This is a genomic window from Acinetobacter sp. SCLZS86, assembly GCF_021560715.1.
Taxonomy (GTDB): Bacteria; Pseudomonadota; Gammaproteobacteria; order Pseudomonadales; family Moraxellaceae; genus Acinetobacter; species Acinetobacter towneri_A.
Genome location: NZ_CP090864.1, coordinates 1356532 through 1379898 on the forward strand (window position 1 = coordinate 1356532; position 23367 = coordinate 1379898).

Annotated in this window: 17 protein-coding genes, 4 pseudogenes and 1 other annotated feature; of the genes and pseudogenes, 13 read left to right on the forward strand and 8 right to left on the reverse strand. The window is 39.5% G+C overall.

What is annotated here, in order from left to right; all coding sequences use genetic code 11:
* Positions 1 to 81: 81 nt before the first annotated feature.
* From LZP46_RS06445 to LZP46_RS06475, 7 genes and pseudogenes are all read left to right on the forward strand, one after another.
* A pseudogene (locus tag LZP46_RS06445) lies at positions 82 to 1087 on the forward strand (AraC family transcriptional regulator ligand-binding domain-containing protein).
* An 89-nt stretch (positions 1088 to 1176) separates the two neighbouring features.
* The gene (gene zapE, locus LZP46_RS06450) at positions 1177 to 2331 is read left to right on the forward strand and encodes a cell division protein ZapE (protein ID WP_019836514.1); all 1155 of its coding nucleotides are present in this window, start codon (positions 1177 to 1179) and stop codon (positions 2329 to 2331) included.
* Positions 2332 to 2689: 358 nt separating this feature from the next.
* On the forward strand, positions 2690 to 4855 hold the full coding sequence (locus LZP46_RS06455) for a malate synthase G (protein ID WP_236095049.1): 2166 nt from the start codon (positions 2690 to 2692) through the stop codon (positions 4853 to 4855).
* A 199-nt stretch (positions 4856 to 5054) separates the two neighbouring features.
* Positions 5055 to 5507, forward strand: a pseudogene (locus LZP46_RS06460) (aldehyde dehydrogenase family protein); the annotation flags it as partial.
* 51 nt (positions 5508 to 5558) lie between these two features.
* Positions 5559 to 6792, forward strand: a pseudogene (locus tag LZP46_RS06465) (IS3 family transposase).
* Positions 5834 to 5950, forward strand: a sequence feature (AL1L pseudoknot). (Overlaps the previous pseudogene by 117 nt.)
* 38 nt (positions 6793 to 6830) lie before the next feature.
* Positions 6831 to 7823, forward strand: a pseudogene (locus LZP46_RS06470) (aldehyde dehydrogenase family protein); the annotation flags it as partial.
* A gap of 115 nt (positions 7824 to 7938) precedes the next feature.
* Positions 7939 to 8616, forward strand: a complete 678-nt coding sequence (locus tag LZP46_RS06475; protein ID WP_236095050.1) for an SOS response-associated peptidase family protein — start codon at positions 7939 to 7941, stop codon at positions 8614 to 8616.
* A gap of 54 nt (positions 8617 to 8670) precedes the next feature.
* Here LZP46_RS06475 and LZP46_RS06480 read toward each other — a convergent pair whose 3' ends face one another.
* Positions 8671 to 9135 (reverse strand): MarR family winged helix-turn-helix transcriptional regulator, encoded by a 465-nt coding sequence (locus tag LZP46_RS06480; protein WP_004976754.1) that lies wholly within the window; start codon positions 9133 to 9135, stop codon positions 8671 to 8673.
* 774 nt (positions 9136 to 9909) lie between these two features.
* Between LZP46_RS06480 and LZP46_RS06485 the strand changes: the two genes are divergently transcribed.
* Positions 9910 to 11433, forward strand: a complete 1524-nt coding sequence (locus LZP46_RS06485; protein ID WP_236095051.1) for a TerC family protein — start codon at positions 9910 to 9912, stop codon at positions 11431 to 11433.
* A gap of 269 nt (positions 11434 to 11702) precedes the next feature.
* Here the strand turns inward: LZP46_RS06485 and LZP46_RS06490 are convergent, their stop codons facing one another.
* Complete coding sequence (locus LZP46_RS06490; RefSeq protein WP_236095052.1) at positions 11703 to 12563, reverse strand: alpha/beta hydrolase family protein; 861 nt, start codon at positions 12561 to 12563, stop codon at positions 11703 to 11705.
* Between the two features lie 142 nt (positions 12564 to 12705).
* On the opposite strand from LZP46_RS06490, the gene LZP46_RS06495 reads away from it, so the two are divergent.
* Positions 12706 to 13158, forward strand: coding sequence for a hypothetical protein (locus LZP46_RS06495; RefSeq protein ID WP_019836508.1), 453 nt, complete (start codon positions 12706 to 12708; stop codon positions 13156 to 13158).
* A gap of 168 nt (positions 13159 to 13326) precedes the next feature.
* Here the strand turns inward: LZP46_RS06495 and LZP46_RS06500 are convergent, their stop codons facing one another.
* On the reverse strand, positions 13327 to 13563 hold the full coding sequence (locus LZP46_RS06500; protein ID WP_070154559.1) for a hypothetical protein: 237 nt from the start codon (positions 13561 to 13563) through the stop codon (positions 13327 to 13329).
* Positions 13564 to 14133: 570 nt separating this feature from the next.
* The gene (gene brnQ, locus LZP46_RS06505; RefSeq protein ID WP_236095053.1) at positions 14134 to 15426 is read right to left on the reverse strand and encodes a branched-chain amino acid transport system II carrier protein; all 1293 of its coding nucleotides are present in this window, start codon (positions 15424 to 15426) and stop codon (positions 14134 to 14136) included.
* A 367-nt stretch (positions 15427 to 15793) separates the two neighbouring features.
* Between brnQ and LZP46_RS06510 the strand changes: the two genes are divergently transcribed.
* From LZP46_RS06510 to map, 3 genes are all read left to right on the forward strand, one after another.
* A complete protein-coding gene (locus tag LZP46_RS06510; RefSeq protein ID WP_004976741.1) occupies positions 15794 to 16408 on the forward strand; it encodes an IS607 family transposase in 615 nt (204 codons plus the stop codon).
* Complete coding sequence (locus LZP46_RS06515) at positions 16405 to 17562, forward strand: RNA-guided endonuclease InsQ/TnpB family protein (RefSeq protein ID WP_178318423.1); 1158 nt, start codon at positions 16405 to 16407, stop codon at positions 17560 to 17562. Before LZP46_RS06510 ends, LZP46_RS06515 begins: the two co-directional genes overlap by 4 nt.
* 178 nt (positions 17563 to 17740) lie before the next feature.
* Positions 17741 to 18535: a type I methionyl aminopeptidase gene (gene map / locus LZP46_RS06520; protein ID WP_236095054.1), complete on the forward strand. Its 795-nt coding sequence runs from the start codon at positions 17741 to 17743 to the stop codon at positions 18533 to 18535.
* A gap of 222 nt (positions 18536 to 18757) precedes the next feature.
* Here map and LZP46_RS06525 read toward each other — a convergent pair whose 3' ends face one another.
* Together LZP46_RS06525 and LZP46_RS06530 are read right to left on the reverse strand one after the other, a co-directional pair.
* Entirely contained in the window at positions 18758 to 19657 is a 900-nt protein-coding gene (locus tag LZP46_RS06525) for a LysR substrate-binding domain-containing protein (protein WP_236095055.1), read from the reverse strand.
* A 56-nt stretch (positions 19658 to 19713) separates the two neighbouring features.
* Positions 19714 to 20160 carry a guanosine-3',5'-bis(diphosphate) 3'-pyrophosphohydrolase gene (locus LZP46_RS06530; protein ID WP_236095056.1) on the reverse strand — a complete coding sequence of 149 codons (447 nt, stop codon included), beginning with the start codon at positions 20158 to 20160 and terminating at the stop codon, positions 19714 to 19716.
* A gap of 119 nt (positions 20161 to 20279) precedes the next feature.
* On the opposite strand from LZP46_RS06530, the gene LZP46_RS06535 reads away from it, so the two are divergent.
* Positions 20280 to 20609, forward strand: coding sequence for a hypothetical protein (locus tag LZP46_RS06535; protein ID WP_236095057.1), 330 nt, complete (start codon positions 20280 to 20282; stop codon positions 20607 to 20609).
* 94 nt (positions 20610 to 20703) lie between these two features.
* On the opposite strand, the gene glnG is transcribed toward LZP46_RS06535, so the two are convergent.
* Together glnG and glnL are read right to left on the reverse strand one after the other, a co-directional pair.
* Entirely contained in the window at positions 20704 to 22182 is a 1479-nt protein-coding gene (gene glnG / locus LZP46_RS06540) for a nitrogen regulation protein NR(I) (protein ID WP_236095058.1), read from the reverse strand.
* On the reverse strand, positions 22169 to 23278 hold the full coding sequence (gene glnL, locus LZP46_RS06545; protein ID WP_236095059.1) for a nitrogen regulation protein NR(II): 1110 nt from the start codon (positions 23276 to 23278) through the stop codon (positions 22169 to 22171). Before glnL ends, glnG begins: the two co-directional genes overlap by 14 nt.
* Positions 23279 to 23367 lie beyond the last annotated feature (89 nt).

Genomic DNA, 23367 nt, shown 5'->3' on the forward strand with positions numbered 1-23367 from the left:
CATAAAAATTGATATTTTCGGCAATTTCTATCTGTGGACGAATCGGGTAAAAAGGATATTTCGTTTCACACTGTTCATTTTATGAAAAGATCCATACTTGGCTTGATGTATTTAATACAAGGCATGCGTAAAGCAGGCGTTGATGTCGATGCAAAATTGCAAAGTATCGGCTTGTGTGCAGATGCGCTGGACACCAGTTCGGTGATTCATCCAAGTCTGGAATGGGATATTCTCAAAGTTATTGGTGCAGATGTTGAACCTGAAATGGGGCTGTTTATTGGACAGCATTATGCTTTGGCAGGTTATGGTCCTTTATTGATGTTATTGGTAACTAGTCCAGATATTGCCACTGCACTACAAAAAGGGATTCAATATCAGGGATTGACGCATTTAAGCGGGAAACTGAGTTTACAACATAGCAAGCCACACATTGCATTGTGTTATCAACCCAATGATTTACACAATAATTTAGGTGTGTTACGTGCGCAGTGTGAAATTTCAGGCACGTTCAAATTTATTCAAGACCTATATAATGATGGGGATGAGTGCGCCACGTATTCGCATAGAATTGCCATTTGCACAGCCGCAGCAAAGTGAAGTTTTACAAACTTTTTATGATTATTACGGTAAAGATATAGTTTTTAATCAACCACAAGCAGCGTTTTGGTTTGATGATGCTGTACTCACCGCACGTATTCCATCTGCCGATGCAGTCACTTTTAGCAGTTATGAAGCCAAATGCGTGATTGAGTTAGAGCGACTTAAACTTGAAGATGATACGCCTTCGGTGGTACAGCGCGTAAAAGATTATTTGGAATTACAACAGGGCAGTATGCCAAGCATGGCAGAAACAGCACATGCTTTGCAAATTCCGGAACGGACATTGCGCCATCAACTGCAACAACAGAACACCAGTTATAAACAAATTCGTGAAGATCTCATCAAAGATAAGGCATTGAGATTAATTGAATATCAGGAATATTCAATTGAAATGATTGCAGAGTTACTTGGTTATTCAGAACCCGCCGCATTTAACCATGCCTTTAAGCGATGGTTTGGACAAAGTCCACGCCAATATGCGAAATAGCCTAAGTATTTTGCAAACTATGCCAAAGTGCTATATCTCGTGATTCGATCTTCGTTATAATCTATTTGCCCCAATAAGTACTGATGAATATGTCTGATTTTAATTCGCCACAAACCACAGCCTTTACTCCATTATCGCCTGCGGAGCGTTATGCACAAGCGTTAGCCTCTGGACAATTTATGCCAGATGATGCGCAGGCGCAGGCTGTACACGAACTTGAGCGTGTGTGGCAGGAATTAATTCAACGCTATAAAGCATCAAAAAAAGCGTTCCGCCGTTTCCGCCGCCAAACAGCACCACAGGGTGTTTATATGTGGGGTGGTGTAGGTCGTGGTAAAACATGGCTCATGGATCAGTTTTACGACTCGATTCCATTTAGACGTAAAACACGTATGCACTTTCACCACTTTATGCAGCATGTGCATCGTGAACTGAACAAACTTTCAGGGCAGCGTAACCCGCTCGATTCTGTTGCAGACCAAATTTATAAAGATGCAGTGGTGATTTGTTTCGATGAATTTTTCGTATCTAACGTGACTGATGCGATGATTCTTAGTGAATTGTTCCAGAAATTATTCCATCGAGGTATCACTTTGGTGGCAACCTCTAACATCGCGCCAGACGGTTTATATAAAAATGGTATCCATCGAGATCGTTTTATACCAACCATTGAAATGGTCAAAAAACATTGCCAAGTGCTAAATGTCGATGCTGGTGTAGATTATCGCTTACGTGTTTTGAAACAGGCGCAATTATTTAAATCGCCTTTAACGCATGATAATCAAAACTGGATGGCACAGCGTTTCAGTGCTTTGAGCAATACACAACATTATTCTTCTGAGCCAATTATTATCAACCAACGTATTGTCGAAACAATTGCGCATACTGAAGATGTATTGTGGTGTGAATTTTCAGAACTGTGCTTTAAACCGCGTAGTCCTGCAGACTTTATTGAAATTGCCAACATCTACAATACGGTTTTGGTGAGCAATGTGCCGCATTTAACCGACTTCTTGTCTGAAGGAACACGTCGTTTTATTTATTTGGTCGATGAATTTTATGATCGTGGTGTCAAGTTACTACTGACTTCTGAAGATTCGATTATTGAAATTTATCAGGGCGAAAAACTGGCATTTGAAATTGAACGCACGCGTTCACGTTTATTGGAAATGCAGTCTGATGATTACTTAAATGAAGAACATAAACAGATACAGGCCACCGAAGCCAAACATCAAATCAGTTGATCTTTTAAGCGCCTAGAACTAGGCGCTTTTTTATGATAGAAAAGATGTGACTGTTGGTTTTATCGACATTTTGTCATAAACATGGCTTAATCTTGAAAGGTTGCAATAAGACTGACGCCGATTTTTACAACAAAATCTGAACTTAAGTCTAATTTCGACATTTCAAAAACTTTATACACTGTAAAAGTGTATTTAGATGAGTAATAGTGTCGTGTTTCTGATCAGTATTTATGATGATTGTTATTATTCATCTTGTAATAAATGATCGTTATTTTGAAATGTGATAATACTATTCAGCTAAATATAAATCAGTATACTAGAATCTCTTGTATAAAAAGTAGCAATATCAGGAAAGACAATGACTGCACGTATTCAAAAAGGCAAGTTAGCGATTGCTAAAGAACTTTACGATTTCATCGAAAATGAAGCATTACCAGGTTCTGGTTTAGACAGTGATAAATACTGGAAAAACTTTGAGCAAGTCGTTGTCGATCTTAGCCCTAAGAACAAAACATTACTCGCAAAGCGTGATGAGCTTCAGGCTAAAATTGATGAATGGCACCGCAATAATACATTTGAATTAGAAGCTTACAAAGCTTTCTTGACTGAAATTGGCTACTTATTACCAGAAGTAGAAGATTTTCAAATTACCACCGAGAATGTAGATGAAGAAATCGCATTATTGGCTGGTCCACAGCTCGTAGTACCTGTTCGTAACGCACGTTACTGCTTGAACGCAGCCAACGCACGTTGGGGTTCATTGTACGATGCACTTTATGGTTTCGATGTCATCTCTGAAGAAAATGGCGCAGAAAAAGGTAAGGGCTATAATCCAGTTCGTGGTGAAAAAGTTATCGCATTCGCGAAAAACTTCTTAAATGAAACTTTCCCATTGGCACAAGGCTCACACGCCGACGCGACTCAATATGCTGTAGAAGCAAACAAACTTGTTGTTCGCCTAAAAGATGGTTCTACAACAACTGTTGCGGATAGCTCTAAATTCGTTGGTTACAATGGCGAAGCTTCTGCACCAACTGAAATCGTACTGAAAAATAACGGCCTGCACGCAATCATCCAGATTGATGCAAACAGCCCGATTGGTCAAACTGATGTAGCTGGCGTGAAAGATGTGGTGCTTGAAGCCGCTGTAACAACAATCCAAGACTTGGAAGACTCTGTTGCAGCAGTAGATGCTGAAGAAAAAGTAGAAGGCTACCGTAACTGGCTAGGCTTGATGAAAGGTACGCTTGAAGAGTCTATCGAGAAAAATGGCAAGACCATTACTCGTAAGCTAAATGCTGACCGTACCTTCAAGAATGTTGAAGGTGGTGAAACTAAAGTTCACGGCCGTTCATTGATGCTTCTTCGTAACGTGGGTCACTTGATGACAAACCCAGCAATCCTTGTAGATGGCGAAGAAATCTATGAAGGTATTATGGATGCGTTGGTCACTCCATTGCTTTCTGTGGCTGATATTCGTGGCGAAAACACGATCAAGAACTCTCGTAACGGTTCTATGTACATCGTGAAGCCGAAGATGCACGGTCCTGCAGAAGTTGCATTTGCAGTTGAGCTGTTTGAGCGTGCTGAACAAGCGCTTGGCTTGCCAGCTAAAACCCTGAAAATTGGGATCATGGATGAAGAGCGCCGTACATCTGTGAACCTGAAGAACTGTATTGCTCAGGCGAAAGATCGTACTATCTTTATTAACACCGGCTTCATGGACCGTACCGGTGACGAAATCCATACCTTCATGGAAGCAGGTCCATTCGTTCGTAAAGGTGAAATTAAAGGCCAAAAATGGTTCCCGGCTTACGAAAACCGTAACGTAATGGTAGGTCTGCAAACCGGTCTGCGTGGTAAGGCACAGATTGGTAAAGGTATGTGGCCTAAACCTGACATGCTGTTAGACATGTACAAAACTAAGACTGAGCATCCAGAAGCGGGTGCAAGCTGTGCATGGGTACCATCTCCAACAGGTGCAGTGATTCACGCGATTCACTACCATCAAATCAATGTAGCAAACCGTCAGCAAGAATTACTTGCAACTGAAGCATTGCCTCTAGATGATTTGTTGACTCCACCTCTTGCAACAGACACCAACTGGACTGAAGAAGAGAAACTGAAAGAGCTAGAAAATAACTGTCAAGGTATCTTGGGTTATGTGGTTCGTTGGGTTGATCTGGGTGTGGGTTGTTCAAAAGTCCCAGACATCAACGATGTAGGCTTAATGGAAGACCGTGCAACTCTACGTATTTCTTCGCAACATGTAGCAAACTGGTTACGTCACGGAATTGTAACACGTGCACAGGTTGAAGAAGTGATGCAGCGCATGGCGAAAATTGTAGATCAACAAAATGCCGATGATCCACTATACACGTCTATGTCTAAAGACTTTGCTAACAGCATTGCGTTCCAAGCTGCTTCTGACTTGATCTTCAAAGGTGGCGAGCAACCTTCTGGTTATACAGAGCCACTTTTACACGCAGCACGTTTAAAATTAAAAGGTTACACAGGTGACTAATCCTTTAGGATTTGACTTACTCATTGTGTAATCCAAACAAATGAGCCTCTTCGGAGGCTTTTTTGTTGCCTGTATTTTGCTTATGGTTTTTTGAAAATTTTGCAGCTGAATAGTTACAGGATGTACTTGCTGCTAGAAAAACATCAAGCTGCGGAGTAGAGTGAAAGTCATATATAAAAAGTAGCGCAAGGACAAATACATGCCAGCATATCAAGATTTGAATCAACAATTTATTGGCGGCAAGTGGTCGGTTGGGACATCTACTAAAACCATTCCAAACTTGAATCCATATCATCAAACTACAATTTTTGAGATGCAGGGCGCCAGCGTGGTAGATGTTGATAGTGCCTATAGTACAGCGCAAAAAGCTTTTGATGAACAATTGATTCAATCCACAAGTCTGCGTCAATACATCATTAATAACTTAGAGCAAGTCATTCAGCAACGACGCGAAGAAATTATCCAGTGGCTGATTGATGAGTCGGGCAGTACCCGTTTAAAAGCCAATATCGAAGTCGATGCTGCTTTAGGGATTATTCAAGAAGCTGCACAATTTCCCGAGCAAATGACCACGACGCAACTGGAAAGCAAAGATCCGAAAGTCCGTAGTGTTGTTTTGCGTAAACCTTTGGGTGTTATTGCTGTGATCAGTCTGAACCGTACCGGGTTTGTCGGAGAGTCAATATTCTGAGAGACTATCCCGATGACAAAATTAAAATATACCCCTGAAATTAGAGAAAGAGCGGTTCAACTACTGATTGAATCTGAAAAAGATTATCCTTCTAATTGGGCTGCAATCACCGCAATTGCGCCTAAGATCGGTTGTACTCCTGAAACATTGCGTGTTTGGCATCAAAAATATTTAGATAAGCAAAATCCAGTTAAAGTACAGCAGCTTTCAGACCAAGAACGTATCAAACAACTCGAACGCGAAAATAAAGAACTGCAACGCGCCAATGAAATTCTACGTAAAGCAGCCGCTTTTTTCGCCCAGGCGGAGCTCGACCGCCCACATAAATAATGGTGGATTTTATCCATAACAATAAAGATCGATATGGTGTTGATGCGATTTGTAGGATTTTACCGATCGCAGCTTCAACCTATTACCGAACTTTAGATCTCGCTGACAATCCAGAACATCGAGCGAAACGAGATCTACATGATAAGCATCATGCTGAACAAATTAAACGAATTTGGAAAGAAAGTTCAGGTCGATATGGTGTACGTAAAGTTTGGCAACAATTGAAACGTGAAGGTTATGTTATTGCACGTTGTACAGTTGCTCGATTGATGCAGAAGCTAGATATACAAGGTGTTTGGCGTGGTAAGAATAAACAAACCACCCGTAGCCGAGATGATCAAAAACGAGCAGATGATTTAGTGAAACGTAATTTTAATGCTGATCATCCTGACCCTTGCAAAGCAGTGCTTCTCAGGTCAGTGACTTTACGTATATTCAAACTCATTCAGGCTGGGTATATACCGCCTTTGTTATTGATGTGTTCTCACGAGCAATTGTTGGATGGAAAGTATCTACACGGATGAATACAGATATGGTGCTCGATGCACTTGAGCAAGCATTGCACGATCGAGGCATGCCAAAGAATGTGATTCATCATTCCGACAGAGGTGTGCAATATCTTTCGATTCGCTATACCAATCGTTTAGAAGCAGCAAATTTACGAGCATCAGTCGGTACGACTGGTGATTCATACGATAATGCTTTGGCTGAAACGGTGAATGGCTTATACAAAACAGAGGTGATTGAATATTTAAAAGCAGATTGGCAAGGTTTAGCAGATGTACAACTTGCGACACTAAACTGGGTCGATTGGTTCAATAAAAAGCGTGTACACAGTGCACTGGGTTATGTGTCGCCTTTTGAGTTTGAAGCAATGTACTATGATAAGATTAACCCGTTAGGTCAGGTGGCCTAACTTAAATAAAAAAGTCTCCGACAAACCCGGTACGGTTCAGTCCGTGGAATTTCCCTTTCCATTTGTCTATGCGTTCAGTGGTTACAGCGATTGCTTGTGGTAATAGTGTAGTGCTCAAACCTGCCAGTGATACGCCAGTCACAGGTGGAACTATACTCGGTAAACTGTTCGAAGAAGCAGACTTGCCTGCAGGCGTACTCAATGTGGTGGCGGGTGCGAGTCGTGAAATTGGTGATTACTTTGTTGAGCATGCAACTCCTAAAATGATTTCATTTACAGGCTCTACAGAAGTTGGACAGCATGTAGGGCAACTGGCCGTTGCGGGTGAGCATTTAAAACGTGTCGCCTTAGAACTCGGTGGCAATGCACCTTTAGTCATTTTGGATGATGCAGATATAGATTTGGCCGTAGAACTAACTGTGATGGGGCGCTTTTTGCATCAAGGTCAAATTTGCATGAGTACCAATCGGGTCATTGTCGATCAGTCTATTTATGCAGCCTATCTTGAAAAATTGTTAGCAAGTGTGTCGCAATTAGTAGTAGGTGATCCGAATAAAAATGACACCTTGATTGGGCCAATTATTAATGCAGAACAGGTGAAAAAGCATCAGCATATTATTCAAAAAGCACAGGCGCAGGGTGCAGAATTGGTTTATGCGGGCGGGGTTACGGGGAACTTAGTTGCACCACATGTTTTTGTGAATGTCGCTGCCGATTCAGAAATTGTACAAAATGAAAGTTTTGGACCTATTTTACCGATTCTCAAAGCAGCAGATACCGCACATGCCTTACAGTTAGCGAACGATACACGCTATGGTTTATCTGCTGCTGTATGCACTACAAATGTAGAACGCGGTGCAGAATTTGCAGCACAGTTTGATGTTGGAATGACACATATTAATGGTATTACCGTTGCCGATCATGCCAATGCACCGTTTGGTGGTGAGAAAAACTCAGGCTTAGGTCGTTTTAATGGGCGCTGGATATTTGAAGAATTTACCCGCACGCATTGGCTGACATTGCCAGCTTAACGGTAATTATTTGTCCTGCGTTTTGTTTGAGTAAGAAGGAATGCGTGGGTGCGCACTTACTGTTCATGATCAAAACGCATAATATAGTGCGTGTGTCTAATCATCCAATTTGTATATGTGTGCCAATTTTAAACCAATAAGCATAGCGCAATTATCTGCATTAGGTCTGCCTGAAATTCCGTTTGAATATGCTGAAGAAGCGTATCCAAATTCGAGTGTGCCACTATTGTTTAAGTCTGAACAAGGTTTAGAGTGGCGCTCGGTGAATTTTGGCTTGATTCCCAAATGGGCGGAAGACAGAAGTATTGCGCAAAAAACCTATAATTGCCGTAACGAAACTTTATTAGAAAAACCAAGTTTTAGTGAAGCTGCTTATAAGTGTAAATTTGGCGCGATTGTTGTGTCAGAATTTTATGAATCCAAATATATAGACAGTAAACCGCAGCGTTGGGGGGTACGTCGTAAAGATGGACAGGCCTTTTTTATTGCAGCACTGTATGAAATTTGCCGTTTAAAGGATGGGCAAGGCACGGAAGAAATTGTCCGTTCTGCGAGTATGATTACCATGGACGCAATTGATCACGCGATGATGAAGGAATTTCATGAGCCTGGGCCAGTCAAACGTTCTGTTATTGTTATTCTACTTGCACGTTTAGATGAATGGCTAAGTCTGAAACCACCGCACATACACTGCTTTGTGCAGGTCTTTCCTGTAGATGAGTTCGAGTGTTCGCATGTACCAAAAGCAAAGATCGAAAAAGTAAGCCCCCAGCTTAATTTTTTCGATCTTTAAGTACATCTTGTGCTTATATAGGATAAGAACAGATGTGGAACAATAACGTGATGTTTAGCGTGCTAAATTATTAAAAATATGACGTAAACTTTCCATCATTTTTTCAATTTGTAGGGGAGTTAGACCATCAAATGACTGCTCTAAAACAACGCTAGTCAGATCGTTAATTTTGTTGGTCATCTCATTGCCTTTTTCTGTAAGCACGACACGAGTGATACGCGCATCATCGTCACAAGAATATGTTTCAACCAAACCTTCATCTTTTAAACGATAAACAATTTTAGTTGTAGTTGACATTTTTGACACCACCATGTCTGACAAATCAGACACACTCGCATGTGCTTTTGACCTTAATGCCAACAAAATACGACGGCGTGAATTATCTAACCCATACTTTTTAAGCGCCTGATCAACATTTTGTACATATTGCGCATGTACTTGTGTGACCCAATAATACGGAAACTGTTCAATATCATATTGGTCGGCTGATGGTAGAAATTTTGAATATTTCTTGGACATTGCATATTCCCTGCATTGTTTTAATTGTATTTTTGATGTTTCACATTTTATGTGAAATCTCATGTGCTTAGCAAGATGCTTTCAGTGGCTAAAATTTGGTTGAAATCTGAAGAAATATAATGAATCTCGATTTAAAAGCTGGCTTTGCCATGGCTATTTTTCCAAGCGCGTAGGCATTTGTTTAAGTCCAATCCATATTCATGTGTCATATCAATTAATCCTATAGAATTGTTTTAGTTTGGATTATCAGTGAATTCTCCTGTTTTATAAGTTGAATTATCAATTTAACCATCAACTTGAGCTGCATTTTAGTTAAAAAAATATATTTGTACACTTGGCTTTTAGGTGAAAGTGCGGACTACTGCGCTGGATTTTACGGAAAATTTATTAACCTTGGTCTAATTTATAATCAATAATTCTTGTTTATCATTATGTTAGACTTGTATTAAAGTGTAGATTGGTTTGAGGTTTTAATCTATGACTAATGCGTCTAAAAATACATTACAATTCATTTGACATATTCAATCCATTTTCACAGCATTTGTTTGGTTGTCATAGCTCTAAAAAAAAGAATATGAAAAATAAAGTAAAAATTATCTTATAGATCATACGGTTTAGTTTTTTTTAAAAAAATTAAAAATATAATTACAAACGTTCAAGATTGTGCATAATTAAGCTATCTATTGCTAAAAAGGTTACTTTTATGGATCCGTCGCCGTGCGCAGGTCTACTTTATATTTCGATTTCTGCTAACTATCTCGGAGATATGAACTGATGGAGTTTTTATTAGATCCGGGAATATGGGTTGGTTTAATTACACTTATTATTCTAGAAATCGTATTAGGTATTGATAACCTAGTCTTTATTGCAATTCTTGCAGAAAAATTACCCCCAGAACAGCGTGATAAAGCCCGTGTCATTGGCTTATCTTTAGCGTTGCTTATGCGTTTAGGTTTGTTATTTGCAATCTCTTGGTTGGTTACTTTAACCGAACCGTTAATTACTATATTTGAAAAAACCTTCTCAGGGCGTGACCTTATTCTTTTGGGAGGTGGTTTGTTCCTCGTCTATAAGGCTGTAGGAGAACTGCATGAGAAGATGGAAGGTAAACCCGAAGTCAAAGTCACGACCAATGTGGTTTATGCAGGTTTTACCGCAGTTGTTGTACAAATTATTATTTTAGATGCAGTTTTCTCTTTAGACTCAGTCATTACCGCAATTGGTATGGTCGACAACATCTATGTGATGATGGTTGCAATGGTGGTTGCAATGTTGGTGATGTTATTTGCATCTAAGCCATTAACTGCTTTTGTAAACCGTCATCCAACAGTGGTGATTTTGTGTTTAAGCTTCTTATTGTTAATTGGTATCAGCTTAATTGCAGAAGGTTTTGGTTTTCATATTCCTAAAGGCTATATCTATTCGGGTATTGGTGTTGCGATTGCAATTGAAGCATTTAACCAATTTGGTCAGCGCAATGCTGCAAAGCATGAAGCAAAAATTCCGTTACGTCACCGTACTGCAGATTCAATTTTAAAATTGATGGGTGGTCGAGTTGAAACCAGTAGTCCTGATTTGCATAACGAAGCACAAGAAGCGTTTGCAGATGAAGAGCGCTACATGATTGGTGGTGTCTTAACATTGGCAGAACGTTCAGTCGCATCAATTATGACGCCACGTAGCCAAATTTCATGGGTCAATATTGAAGATTCTCCTGAACAAATTCGTGAACAGATTTTATCTGTACCACACAGCTTATTTCCAGTGTGTCGTGGTAGTTTAGATAAAGTCATTAGTATTGTACGTGCCAAAGAGCTGTTGGATGTCTTAGATGAAGAAGAAGAGCTTAAAGCTTTAATTAAACGTCAGCGTCCAATTTACATTTTTGAAAAAATGAAAGTGATTGATGCGATCAATACGTTGCGTACTTCTAAAGGTTCTTTGGTTTTAGTGAGTGATGAGTTTGGTAATGTTCAAGGTTTGATCTCGCCACTGGATGTGTTTGAAGCGATTGCAGGTGAATTCCCTGATGCAGACGAGCAGTTGGATTTGGTTAAAATCAATGACAATGAATGGAAAGCAACAGGTATGTTGGATTTATACCAGCTTGAACTTGAATTGGGTATGATGGATCTGATTGAAGAAGATGCAGGTTATATTAGTGTCGCAGGGTTGATTTTAGATAAAACCCAAGGCGAAGTTCAGGTAGGTACGCAGTTGGATTATCAAGGTGTGCACTTTGAAGTGACAGAACTTGATGACAACCGTATTAAAACTGTGCTGATTCGAATACGCTAATTGCCAAACATAAAAATCAATCATTTAAAAAGCTCTGCCGAAATGGTGGAGCTTTTTTTATGGCGCAATAAAAAGATTGTGATATTCCATTCTGAAAATTTGTATCAACAAAAAATTTGGATTTTAAAAGTTGAACATGAGCAGCGTTTAATATGGAATAAAAAGAAGCAACCAAACAGGATTACAAATTTGGTTGCTTAAACAGTGAAAAAAAGCGAGAAACTAAAACCACAAAATGTCTAATTTGTAGGTGACGTCATCACTGAAAATTAAACTTCCAATTGATTTGCAATCACATCCCATAAATTTTGATGTGATTTTTTAAACATTGCCATGTGACCAATGGTTTTATGTTGATAACGCTCTGGTTCGAGTTCAATCATACTGGTTGGTGCTTGAGGATATAGGCGCAGTAAATCTTGTACATTGGCTTTAGTGGCAATTTCATCATCCGAACTCCAAATAGAAGTAATTGGACAGCGAATATCATCGTGATAATGCTCTGTAACTGTTTTGCCGACGGCATTGATCACATAACCAGGCTTGCTACAAAATTGTGCCCATTGTCGAGCTACATTTTTAGGTAAGTTTTCACCCATACCAATTGCATTGGTTGGACCATAACCATGTGTAATTCTAGCAAGGGGGAAAATAAAATTAAACATCACTGGAGCTAGTAGGCGAGTACGACCTTTCAAACCTTTTGTGTGGCCTGTAGAGCCAGATACAGCGACCACTTTTGCCACTTTATGATATTCAGGATTAATCCCTAGTAATTGTCCACCTGCACTATGTCCCAATAAAACGACTTGTTCGGCTTGTGTTTTTTGCAGTAAAGTATTGACTGCTGCAGGAATATCCAACTGTCCCCAATCAACAATGCTGGCTTGACATTGTTTTAATGGTTCATGCAATGAATCACCAATACCACGAAAATCAAAACACAGCACAGCATAGCCTTGTTCATTTAACCATGTGGCAAAAGCGTGATAAAAACTTTTGGTAATGCCTGTCGCGGGGCAAATCAAGACAGGTAGACGCTGTGCTTGCGTATATTGATTTGGATAATAACGGGCAGCTAGGGTATAACCATCTGCACAAATAATATTTAAGCTTTCAAAAGTGCTCATAATGTTTTTAAAAATGATAAGAATAAATTTAATTTACACGAGTTCTAAAAAGAAACTTGAGTTAATTCTGACTCTAAAGTCAAGCAGAGTGGTCTGTGAGTGTAGTTAAATAACCGCACGAAAAATAAAAAGAGTGTTCAGCATGGAAAGTTTATCTTTGGCAGTGCGCCTTGCGATTATCTTTAGTGGCATATTTTTGTGGGTGGGGATACTTACAGGCGTGTGGAAATATTGGCAAATTCGTGCTTCTGCCCAAGCGCGTGCGCATTATTATGTGGATATTGCACATCGCAGTAGCTTGTTATATGCGCCTGCGAGTTTAATTTTAGCGGTCTTGGCTTATTTTTGTATTTGGGATACGACTATTATTTTAATTTGTGTCATTCTAAATTTAGCATTTTTCAGTTTTTCTATTCTGAGTTATATCTTGCATGGATTGCTCAAAGACACCACCAATCAATTTAAACAACCGCATCAAATTGCAGCATGGACGTTACCAAGTTGGTGCATGAGTTTGGTAATGCTGTTATTAATTATGGCTGAATTGGGCGGGACGAGTGTGTTATTGCTCGGTGCAATCTACGGATTGTTGTAATTCTAATTGCTCAGTTTAATTTTTCTTAGGGGATGGAGAAGATTTTCAGATGTTTGCCGTTAAGTGGTGAGTAGAATCTATCTGATGAGTTTGGCGGCAGAGGAGTGATCCATCTGCCGCAAAGTGAAAGTGAAAAAAAGCTAAAATGAATGGGTGTTCGGGTAAAAATTAATGAATTTCTACGTTTTTATGTTTACGAAACTTTTGGTCAATAGATGTCCAAATCGCAAAGGCTATACATACCAATAAGGCATATAAAAAATAGGTTGGTTTCAAATTGCCTTGAATTGAGCCTTGTAGCAATAGGGTCAGCATTAGTGCAAAAGTTGTGCTTAAAAAAGTAACTAGATTGTGGTTAGCCTTCAGAGCGTTAATGAAGACTTGCGTAGTGAAATGTGAAAACATCTCCATCCCTCCTTATTATAAATTACTAAAATCAGAGCGTTTTAGTCAGATTGGTTATATTGTTCTACCTTATTTTGGAAACTATTTCAAGTCCTTATAATCATATTTTGATAAAAAACATCATTTCTGTAAGAAATGTCACTATTTACTATCATTTATATAAAAAATAATAAAAATTAGCGCGTTTTTTAAGTCATATAAATAACATTACAATGGTACTTGCATATTTTATGCCAGCTATTTTTGAAGGCGACTATACGACTTTAGCGTTAATTTGAGATGTGTTTAAGATTGGTGAATGATTCATTTTGTTTTATTTTTTTATTGAAAATATTTTAATTTCAATTCTTTATTATTCCTAAAGATTAATGGAATGTGTTCTGATCCTTGCTGATAAATTGTAAAAAGAAAACAGCTTTGGTCAAAAAAACAATAAGTGTGGGTTTGGGTAAAACCTGACAATTATTGTCTAACTTAAATTCGTATTTGGATAAAACACGCCTTTAATACAATGCAGCTTCAAAATAGAGCGCAACTTGAAAACATAGCCTAGCTCGAGATGCGTAATGGTTATTTTTTCATTCGATCACGAATTGCAGCAATTATAAAAATCAGCAATGCAGGAAACAACCAAGCGAGGTTTTGTTCGCTCAGCGGTAAATTGGTCAGTGAGGTCGGCAAAAATCTGGCTAAGTCTGCAGCCTTCATTGCATCAATGATACCAAAGAGCAATGCAACTGCCGCAGTAGGTGCAATCACACGGGTTGGAATACGGAACAATCCCCAAAAAAAGCTGAGTAAAATGACTACAATTGCTGGTGGATAAATCGCACTTAAAATAGGCACTGAAACTGCAATCAGCTTGGTGAGTCCAAGGTTAGAAATGACAAAAGCAAAGCCTACTAAAATAAATACCCAACGGCGGTAGTGAATTTTAGTAATTTGTTCAAAATATCCTGCACATGCGCATGTTAGTCCAATCGCAGTAACCAAGCAGGCAATAAAGATCATTGCAGCTAAAAATACTGAGCCAAATCCGCCAAAGGCATGTTGTACATAGGCGTGTAAAATGACTGCACCATTACTGGCATTGGCGGCAACATCGTGACTGCCCATCCCCAGTTTAAATAGGCTTAGATAAACTAAAGTTAAACCGATCCCTGAAATTAAACTTGCCCATACCGCATAGCGGGTGATGAGTTTTTTATCAGTTACGCCACGTGAACGAATCGCATTAATAATCACAATCCCGAATACCAATGCACCTAAGGTATCCATAGTGAGATAACCGTTAATAAAGCCTTCAGATACAGGACTGTTCACATAATTGTGAATGGCAGGTGAAATTGTACCTGTCGGAATAATAAAGGCAGTGATGCCTAAAATGAGTAATGACAAAATTTTAAGTGGAGAAAGCACATACCCCACTGTGTCTAAAATTTTGTGTGGATACAGTGAAACTAACATCACCAAAGCAAAATAAACGGAGCTATAAATGAATAAGGTACTCGTGGAATCGCCAAAATAGGCTGAAAAACCAATTTCATAAGATACTGTTGCTGTACGTGGCGTGGCGAAAAGCGGACCGACTGCTAAATAACAGATGACTGTTAAAATTAAGCTCGCGGTTTTGCCCAAAGGCGAACTTAAAATTTGTATAGAACCTTCAACACGTGACAACGCCATAATGGTAATGACGGGTAAGCCAACGGCGGTAATGAGGAAACCGAGCGCAGCAAGCCAAACGTGTTCGCCCGCTTGTTGTGCCACGATAGGCGGGAAAATAATATTTCCTGCACCAATGAACAGTGCAAAGGTCATAAAACCCAAGGCAATAATATCCCGTGTGCGTAAATTTGTCATGGGAGAGAAAATAAGATGTAAACAAAAGAAAGCGATTTTAGTAGATCGAGCTCTAATTTTCTAATTGATTTTATAGGTCATATGAATATTTTTTATGATATGTGTTTGTAGGCTATTTTAATCTTCACTATAAAAATTAAATAACTTACTGTTTATCTGATGTATTTTTGAAAAATGCTGATCCCACATAGTATAGATGGCTTATCTAGTATAAGTTTTGGTTGCTATTTTAAATGCGCAGTTCTTAAACAAAACTGTTGGTCGCATGAAGATGGATACATGTTTGGCAGCTTAAGCTGATTTTACAAGCTGAAAGGGTTAATAACTGCTAGTTGAAATCTACCTATTTCTATTTTATTATATACAAATGAGTAGATATGTTAGTATTGGCGTTGCAGCTAAAACACTGGGTGTTTCCATCCAAACCCTAAGAAGATGGGATGAGGAAGGCACTTTAGTCGCAGATAGAACCCCAAAAAATCACAGACGTTACGATCTAAGCAAGATCACACCTGAACTTATCCATGATCTATCAATTCAGAACAGCCGAAAAACTATTGCTTATGCAAGAGTATCTAGTCACGATCAAAAGGCTGATCTTGAGCGACAAAAACAAGTTTTGGAAATGTACTGTGCCAAGCAGGGATGGACATTTGAGATTATTAGTGATTTAGGCTCAGGGATGAATTATCACAAAAAAGGGCTTAAGGCTCTTTTGGATGGAATTATTAATAATGAAATTGGTCGATTGGTTTTAACCCACAAAGATCGATTATTACGTTTTGGTGCTGAATTGGTTTTTGCTTTATGTGAAGCTCGGAATGTTGAAATTGTAATTATTAATCAGGGTGAAAATTTGAGTTTTGAGGAGGAACTGTCTCAAGATGTCCTGGAAATTATCACTGTATTTTCAGCACGATTATATGGAAGCCGAAGTAAAAAGAACCAAAAGCTAATACAGGTGGTCAAGGAAGCACTATGAGTCGATTTATACGAGGGCATATCATTGAATTGATGCCCAATAATAAACAAGCAAGCCATTTTGCTCAGGCAAGTGGTGTTGCTCGTTTGTCGTATAATTGGGCTTTAAGAGAGTGGCAGCGACAATACAAGGCTGATAAGGAATATCGAGATCAGTGTGAGTATTATGATGTTGCGGTGAATGAAATGCTTCTTAATAGACCTAAAGAGAGTAAATTAAGAAAGCACCTAAACACTTTTAAATTTGAAAAATATCCTTTCATGAAGAAAGTGACTAAGTGCGCACCACAGTTGGCGATTAAGCAGTTGGGTAGTGCTTTTGATAGATTTTTTAACGGCAAATCAGGATACCCCAAGCCAAGAAAAAAAGGCAAGGATGACCGTTTTTCATTATCAAATGATCAATTTAGCGTAAAGGGTCGGTCTATTAAAATCCCTAATTTGGGTTGGGTGAAAATGACTGAGAATCTGCGCTATAAGGGTAAAATTCTCTCGGCCAAAATATTTAAACAAGGTGGTAAGTGGTTTGTATCAATCGCTGTCGAACTCACCCAGATCGAAAAGCTTAAACCGAAAACAGGTTTAAGTATCGGTGTTGATTTGGGTGTCTCTAATCTTGCCACCCTTTCAAATGGTGAGGTTATTCCTTCTAACGCACCACTTAAAAGACAGCTTGCAAAACTAAGGCGACTCAACAAGTCTTTTAGTCGTAAGAAAAAAGGTAGTCAGAATCGAGAAAAAGCAAAAGCCAAGCTATCTCGCCTGCACTATAAAATTGCCTGTCTACGCAAGAATAATCTTCATCAAGTCACAACGGATTTGGTAACACGTTTTGATGTGATTGCGATTGAAGATTTGAATGTTAAAGGCATGTTGAGGAATCGTAAACTCGCAAGAGCTATATCCGATATGGGTTTTTATGAGTTTAAAAGGCAGTTGATTTATAAAGCCAAACAGCATGGAAAATCGGTACTTTCGGTTGGTCGATTCTTCCCAAGTAGTAAAATGTGTTCGTGCTGTGGTGAATTAAATCAATCTCTCACACTTTCTGCGCGAGAGTGGAAGTGCTCAGTTTGCCAAACCATCCAAAATCGTGATGTTAATGCATCAATTAATATCCTGCGATATGCGGATAAAGATTTAATCACTGCATAAGTGGTGATTAAGGCGGTGAGTTACACCGTGACAGCCTATGGAATTGAGGTAATCCCTAAAGCAAATGTTTTAGGTTCTTGATGGTGAAGTAGGAATTAAACATCAAACCCACATTGAGTAGGTTTGAGTGGGTTTTAAATAACGGCTATAATCTTAGGCTTCAGGTTAGGAGTTCATCATGCGCGCCCTTAGAGTCAGTATTAAATCAGAGCAAGATATTGAGAAATTACGCATTTCTGGGCGTTTGGCGGCTCAGGTGTTACAGATGATTGGCGAACATGTTAAACCTGGTGTCACAACAGCATATTTAGATGATTTGTGTCACGATTATATAGTAAATACCCTAAAAGTAATTCCTGCTAATGTGGGCTATCACGGTTATACCAAAACCACCTGTATTTCACCGAATGAAGTGGTCTGTCATGGTATTCCATCAACCAAAACCATTTTAAAAGATGGTGACATCATTAATATTGATGTGGCAGTGATTAAAGATGGTTTTTATGGTGATACCAGTCGTATGTACTACGTGGGACAGGTGAAACCAGAGGCAAAAAAACTGGTAGATACCACATATGAAGCGATGCGTGCAGGCATTCATGCGGTGAAACCAGGTGCGACTTTGGGGGATATCGGCTATGCCATTCAAAGTGTGGCGCATCGTGAAGGATATAGCATTGTTCGTGAATATTGCGGACATGGTATTGGGCAGGTCTATCACGAACAACCAAGTGTGCTGCATTATGGTCAGCCTGGACAAGGTTTGGTGCTTGAAAAAGGTATGGTATTTACCATTGAGCCGATGGTGAATGCGGGTAAAGCACGTGTGAAAGAGCTGAAAGACGGTTGGACGGTGGTGACTACCGATCAATCACTTTCTGCACAATGGGAACACATGGTTGCCGTGACTGATACTGGTTTTGAAGTGTTATCACCTTGGCCAGAAGGTACGGGGAGTTATCCTGAAATTTAATGCGCGAATGCTTTCAAGTTAAGACTGCTAGATAAAACATCTTAGACTTTAGTTTTAAACTATTTGTTAGAAAATAAACAATCGCTATAATTTAATTCAAAGATACTTGCTGTAGTTTCTTTGTTTTAACTTTCATATTTTAGATTGTAATTTTCAAAGCTTATCTGTCTTAGATAAGCTTTTTTTTGCTGTTGAGTATCTGAAATCAAAAGATCCTATGTGCTAACGAATGGTCAGTTTTTCGACCAAATAGTCAATAAATACACGTACAGCAGGTAATAAACCCCTGCGTGAAGGGTAGACCGCATGGAAAATGCCGTGAGGCGCATGCCAGTCGGATAAAACGCGAACTAATTCACCCGATGCAACATAATCTTCAACAATAGTGTCAGGCAATAGCACAATGCCGCAATTTTGTCGTGCCAATTGCGCCAACATCATTAAGTCTGAACCCATAACCGTAGGATTGACCTTAATTTTTTTTGGTTGCTGTTGTTGGTTATGTACGACCATGAATTGATCTAAATGCTCATCCGACATGCTTAAAATTTTATGCTGACTTAAATCTTCAGGTTTTTTCAAATCACCAAATTCGTTTAAATAAGCTTGACTGGCAAATAAATGTTGTTCGATTTTACTGAATTTACGAATCACCAAACTTGGATCGTCATCTAGATTTGAGCGGACACGCAGTGCAATATCAATCCCTTCGTTGACGATGTCGACACGACGGTTGCTGACAATTAGCTGTACTTTAATTTGTGGGTAGGCTTTCAAAAATTCAGGCAAAATTTTGGCAATTTCATTTTGCGCAATTGAAACAGGTAAGCTGACTTTAATCACACCACGCGGTTCAATGCTTAAATGATCGACCAAATTGTGTGCGGCTTGGGCAGCATTCATCATCACTTGCGCATGACGATACACATTCATACCAATTTCTGTGACTGCAAAATGACGTGAACTGCGTTGAATTAAGCGTACGCCTAAGCGTTCTTCTAGGTTGTGTACGCGTCGACTAAGTTTGGATTTTGGAATATCGGTGGCACGTTCTGCTGCACTAAATCCACCGTGTTCGACCACTTGGGCAAAACAATAAAAATCATCCAAGTCTGTGAGCATGACTAAATTCCATTTGTGCAACAATGCTTAAATTAAAGTGTTATCGTTGCATATTGTCAATCTTTAATCCTGCTTTGTTGCTGTGCTTTTTGCAGAATATCTAAAACTTGTCGGTATTCTTCTAAACGAGCTAAATCACGTGCTGTAGGATTGGGAATCCGCGCTAAATTCATGTTGTCTTTCACATCTGCAATTTTTACGGCACACGCAAGCGGGTTTTGTGCAGTACGCATAGCCGCTTGGACACGAGTTTCATGTGGCAGTTTGGTGAGCGCCTGAATCGCTTGAATAATATGCGTTTGAAATCCTAAATTTTGAAGGTCTTGTGCTGTGGTGTGGGTATCTTCAAGAATGTCGTGCAGGACGGCGACAATTTGCTGATCAGGCTGCTGTAACTGCAACATTACCCGTAAGGGATGCAAAATATATGGCTGATCACCTTTATCTAGCTGTCCTGCATGTTTTTGTACTGCAAGTGTAATTGCATTTTCTAGAGTTGACATAAGTACAATTAAAAAAATTTCTATGATTATAAGCTGTGCCTAGCGCAAAATATAGAAATTGCTTGTTATGATGCAAACAGACTTTATGTTTATCTATTTTATATTGGTGATACTGCTCTATGCCATATCAACTCATTGAACTGAATACGCCTGCAACTGAAAATTTGCTTTGCCCACATTGCCAACATGCTGTCATTGACTGGGCAGAAGAACAATATATTCAGCCTTGTGAACATACTTTGTTTGTCGCAATGGATTTGGGTTTTGAATATGCCTCGGATGTGTTTGAACAAAGCATGCCACGCAGCGTCGATGAAATTCATGCACATGATGATCAATTAGATATGTGGCAAGAACTGACTTCGAGCCGCTATCCACAATATATGATTTATAAAACGGATTTAGGCGTGCAAGGTTTATCACGCTATGTCGGATTTACCGCGGCTTAATTGCACTTAACTTAGAGAGTCTAAGATATAAAAATAGGGAAATTCAACATCTGAATTTCCCTATATTTTGATGGATTAGATATTTTTTCTGCGTTTAGCCCTCAATATCTTCTTCAATTTCATCGTCAGCACTGTCCATTCCTAACTCTTTGAGTTTTCGTGTCAACGTATTACGTCCCCAACCGAGTAGCTCGGCGGCATGACGTTTACGTCCCCGGGTTTGTTGCAGTGCGGCATTAATCAAGGTGCGTTCAAACATTGGAATGGCGATATCTAAAAGTTTCATTTCGCCATTTTTTAGCTTTTGTACTGCCCATTGTCCAAGTAACTCATCCCAATGCTGTATAGATACCCGTTCTGCCACATGAAGCGCAGAATGCTCAGCTAATTTATCAATAGGAATTTGCTTGAGTTCAGTTGGTAAATCTTCAGGATAGACCTCACGTCCTGTAATCATTACGGTAAGCCAGCGACAGGTGTTTTCCAGTTGGCGCACATTACCTTGCCATGGCAATTGCTGCATATACTCGACTGTTTCAGGACGTAATATTTTAGGACTTACACCTAATTCTTTACCTGCACGTGCCAAAAAGTGCTGTGCTAACATTGGAATATCTTCACTGCGATGCGCCAGTTTAGGAATATGAATCCGAATGACGTTAAGACGATGATATAAGTCTTCACGAAAACGCCCATCTTGAACCAGTTTTTCCAAATCCTGATGCGTTGCTGCGACAATTCGCACATCCACTTTAACAGGAATATGCCCACCAACCCGATAAAATTCACCATCTGCCAATACGCGCAATAAACGGGTTTGGGTTTCAAAAGGCATGTCGCCAATTTCATCTAAAAACAGGGTGCCGCCGTTGGCTTGTTCAAAACGCCCCTGACGTTGTGTATTGGCACCTGTAAATGCACCTTTTTCGTGTCCAAAAAGTTCGGTTTCAATCAAATCTTTAGGAATGGCAGCCATATTCAGGGCAATAAAAGGTTTGCTGCTACGTGGTGAGTGGCGATGCAGTGCATGCGCCACCAATTCTTTCCCTGTACCTGATTCACCATTAATGAGCACAGTAATGTGTGATTGAGATAAACGACCAATCGCACGAAAAACTTCCTGCATGGCAGGTGATTCACCAATAATTTCTGTCGATTGAATTGGCTGTACTGTCGATTTTGCAGATTCTTGTTGTTGTAATTTGGTGATATGCAAAATTGCACGATTGACTAAAGCAAGTGCTTCATCAATATCAAAAGGCTTGGGTAAGTATTCAAATGCACCAGTTTGATAGCTAGATACTGCCGATTCTAAATCGGAGTGTGCTGTCATAATAATTACAGGTAAGTCAGGATAACTGACTTTGACTTTGCCAAGAAAAGTTAAACCATCAATTCCAGGCATACGAATGTCGGTCAAAATTACATCGGGTGCATCTTGGTTTAATTCATCTAGCGCAGACTGTGCTTCTTCAAAACTGGTAACTTCAAAACCTTCTTCTCTAAAAGTTTTCTCCAATACCCAGCGCATTGCACGATCATCATCAATCACCCAAATTTTATTTCGCGACATGACTCGCCTCCCAAGGTAAATATAAGCTAAATACTGTTTTTCCTGGAATGGATTGACATTCAATCATCCCGTTATGTTGATGCATAATATTTTGTGCGATGCTTAAACCAAGTCCTGTACCGTTAGCGCGTCCAGTCACTAACGGATAAAACACAGATTCTAAAATGTCTTCAGGTACGCCTGGGCCGTTATCTTCAATATCAACACGTACGGTGGAACGATTCAGCACACCATTAATGGTGACCAAGCGTTGAATACGAGTTCTTAAAATTAATTCAGGTCGATGCTCGGTAAAGAAATCGGGATGTTCGGTCATGGCTTGTACTGCATTCGCACAAATATTCAGCATGACTTGAATCAATTGATCGCGGTCTGCCATAACTTCGGGTAAAGAAAGGTCATAGTCGCGGATAATATTTATTTTGTTTTTAGTTTGATTAACAATCAGGCTCCGTACTCGTTCCAAAGGCTCGTGAATATTGACCGGTTCATAGCTTGGGAGTTGGCGTGAACCGAGCATAGTGTCGGCTAAGTTTCTTAAACGATCCACTTCGCTAATAATAATGTCGGTAAATTCATCATATTTCGGGTCATTTAAACTTCGCGCTAACAGTTGTGTCGCACCACGAATTCCTGCAAGCGGGTTTTTAATTTCATGTGCCACACCACGAATCAGTTGACGCGCGACTTGATGCTGCTGAATAAAGTTTTCTTCTTTGGAAATTTTGAGCATCCGATCAATCGGATTTAATTCAATTAGCAAAAGAGGGTGATAAGGTTTGCCTGCATTTAATTGTGATGCAGTATAATCGACATGAATGTCTTTAAAATTGACGTTAATGGTTGCTTCACGGCGAGTGTAGGGCTGACCTGTTTTGATGGTATTCAGGAAAGCCTCTTGAGTATTGAACTCATCATCAGGCGTGTGCAGCAAATTTAAAACAGGTTGCCCTGAAGCCCGAATTAAACTGATATCAAATAAAGCTTCACAAGATGAGTTTAAATAAAAAATATTCAGGTCACGATCAACCAGTAAAATTGCAGTACTAAGGTTATCCACCAAAAGACGGTAGTCAATGCGCTGGGTCTGATCCATTCGTGAATGCTTCCTGTATGAAATATTGTGCAAGGGCATTGTCATGTGTCAGCCATTTTCCAAATTAGGATCGAATTGAGGCGAATTAA

Bases quoted from the DNA above. Each gene is read 5' to 3' on its own strand.
- zapE (WP_019836514.1), top strand. From the start codon at position 1,177: ATGTCTGATTTTAATTCGCCACAAACCACAGCCTTTACTCCATTATCG.
- LZP46_RS06455 (WP_236095049.1), top strand. From the start codon at position 2,690: ATGACTGCACGTATTCAAAAAGGCAAGTTAGCGATTGCTAAAGAACTT.
- LZP46_RS06475 (WP_236095050.1), top strand. From the start codon at position 7,939: ATGTGTGCCAATTTTAAACCAATAAGCATAGCGCAATTATCTGCATTA.
- LZP46_RS06480 (WP_004976754.1), bottom strand. From the start codon at position 9,135: ATGTCCAAGAAATATTCAAAATTTCTACCATCAGCCGACCAATATGAT.
- LZP46_RS06485 (WP_236095051.1), top strand. From the start codon at position 9,910: ATGGAGTTTTTATTAGATCCGGGAATATGGGTTGGTTTAATTACACTT.
- LZP46_RS06490 (WP_236095052.1), bottom strand. From the start codon at position 12,563: ATGAGCACTTTTGAAAGCTTAAATATTATTTGTGCAGATGGTTATACC.
- LZP46_RS06495 (WP_019836508.1), top strand. From the start codon at position 12,706: ATGGAAAGTTTATCTTTGGCAGTGCGCCTTGCGATTATCTTTAGTGGC.
- LZP46_RS06500 (WP_070154559.1), bottom strand. From the start codon at position 13,563: ATGTTTTCACATTTCACTACGCAAGTCTTCATTAACGCTCTGAAGGCT.
- brnQ (WP_236095053.1), bottom strand. From the start codon at position 15,426: ATGACAAATTTACGCACACGGGATATTATTGCCTTGGGTTTTATGACC.
- LZP46_RS06510 (WP_004976741.1), top strand. From the start codon at position 15,794: ATGAGTAGATATGTTAGTATTGGCGTTGCAGCTAAAACACTGGGTGTT.
- LZP46_RS06515 (WP_178318423.1), top strand. From the start codon at position 16,405: ATGAGTCGATTTATACGAGGGCATATCATTGAATTGATGCCCAATAAT.
- map (WP_236095054.1), top strand. From the start codon at position 17,741: ATGCGCGCCCTTAGAGTCAGTATTAAATCAGAGCAAGATATTGAGAAA.
- LZP46_RS06525 (WP_236095055.1), bottom strand. From the start codon at position 19,657: ATGCTCACAGACTTGGATGATTTTTATTGTTTTGCCCAAGTGGTCGAA.
- LZP46_RS06530 (WP_236095056.1), bottom strand. From the start codon at position 20,160: ATGTCAACTCTAGAAAATGCAATTACACTTGCAGTACAAAAACATGCA.
- LZP46_RS06535 (WP_236095057.1), top strand. From the start codon at position 20,280: ATGCCATATCAACTCATTGAACTGAATACGCCTGCAACTGAAAATTTG.
- glnG (WP_236095058.1), bottom strand. From the start codon at position 22,182: ATGTCGCGAAATAAAATTTGGGTGATTGATGATGATCGTGCAATGCGC.
- glnL (WP_236095059.1), bottom strand. From the start codon at position 23,278: ATGGATCAGACCCAGCGCATTGACTACCGTCTTTTGGTGGATAACCTT.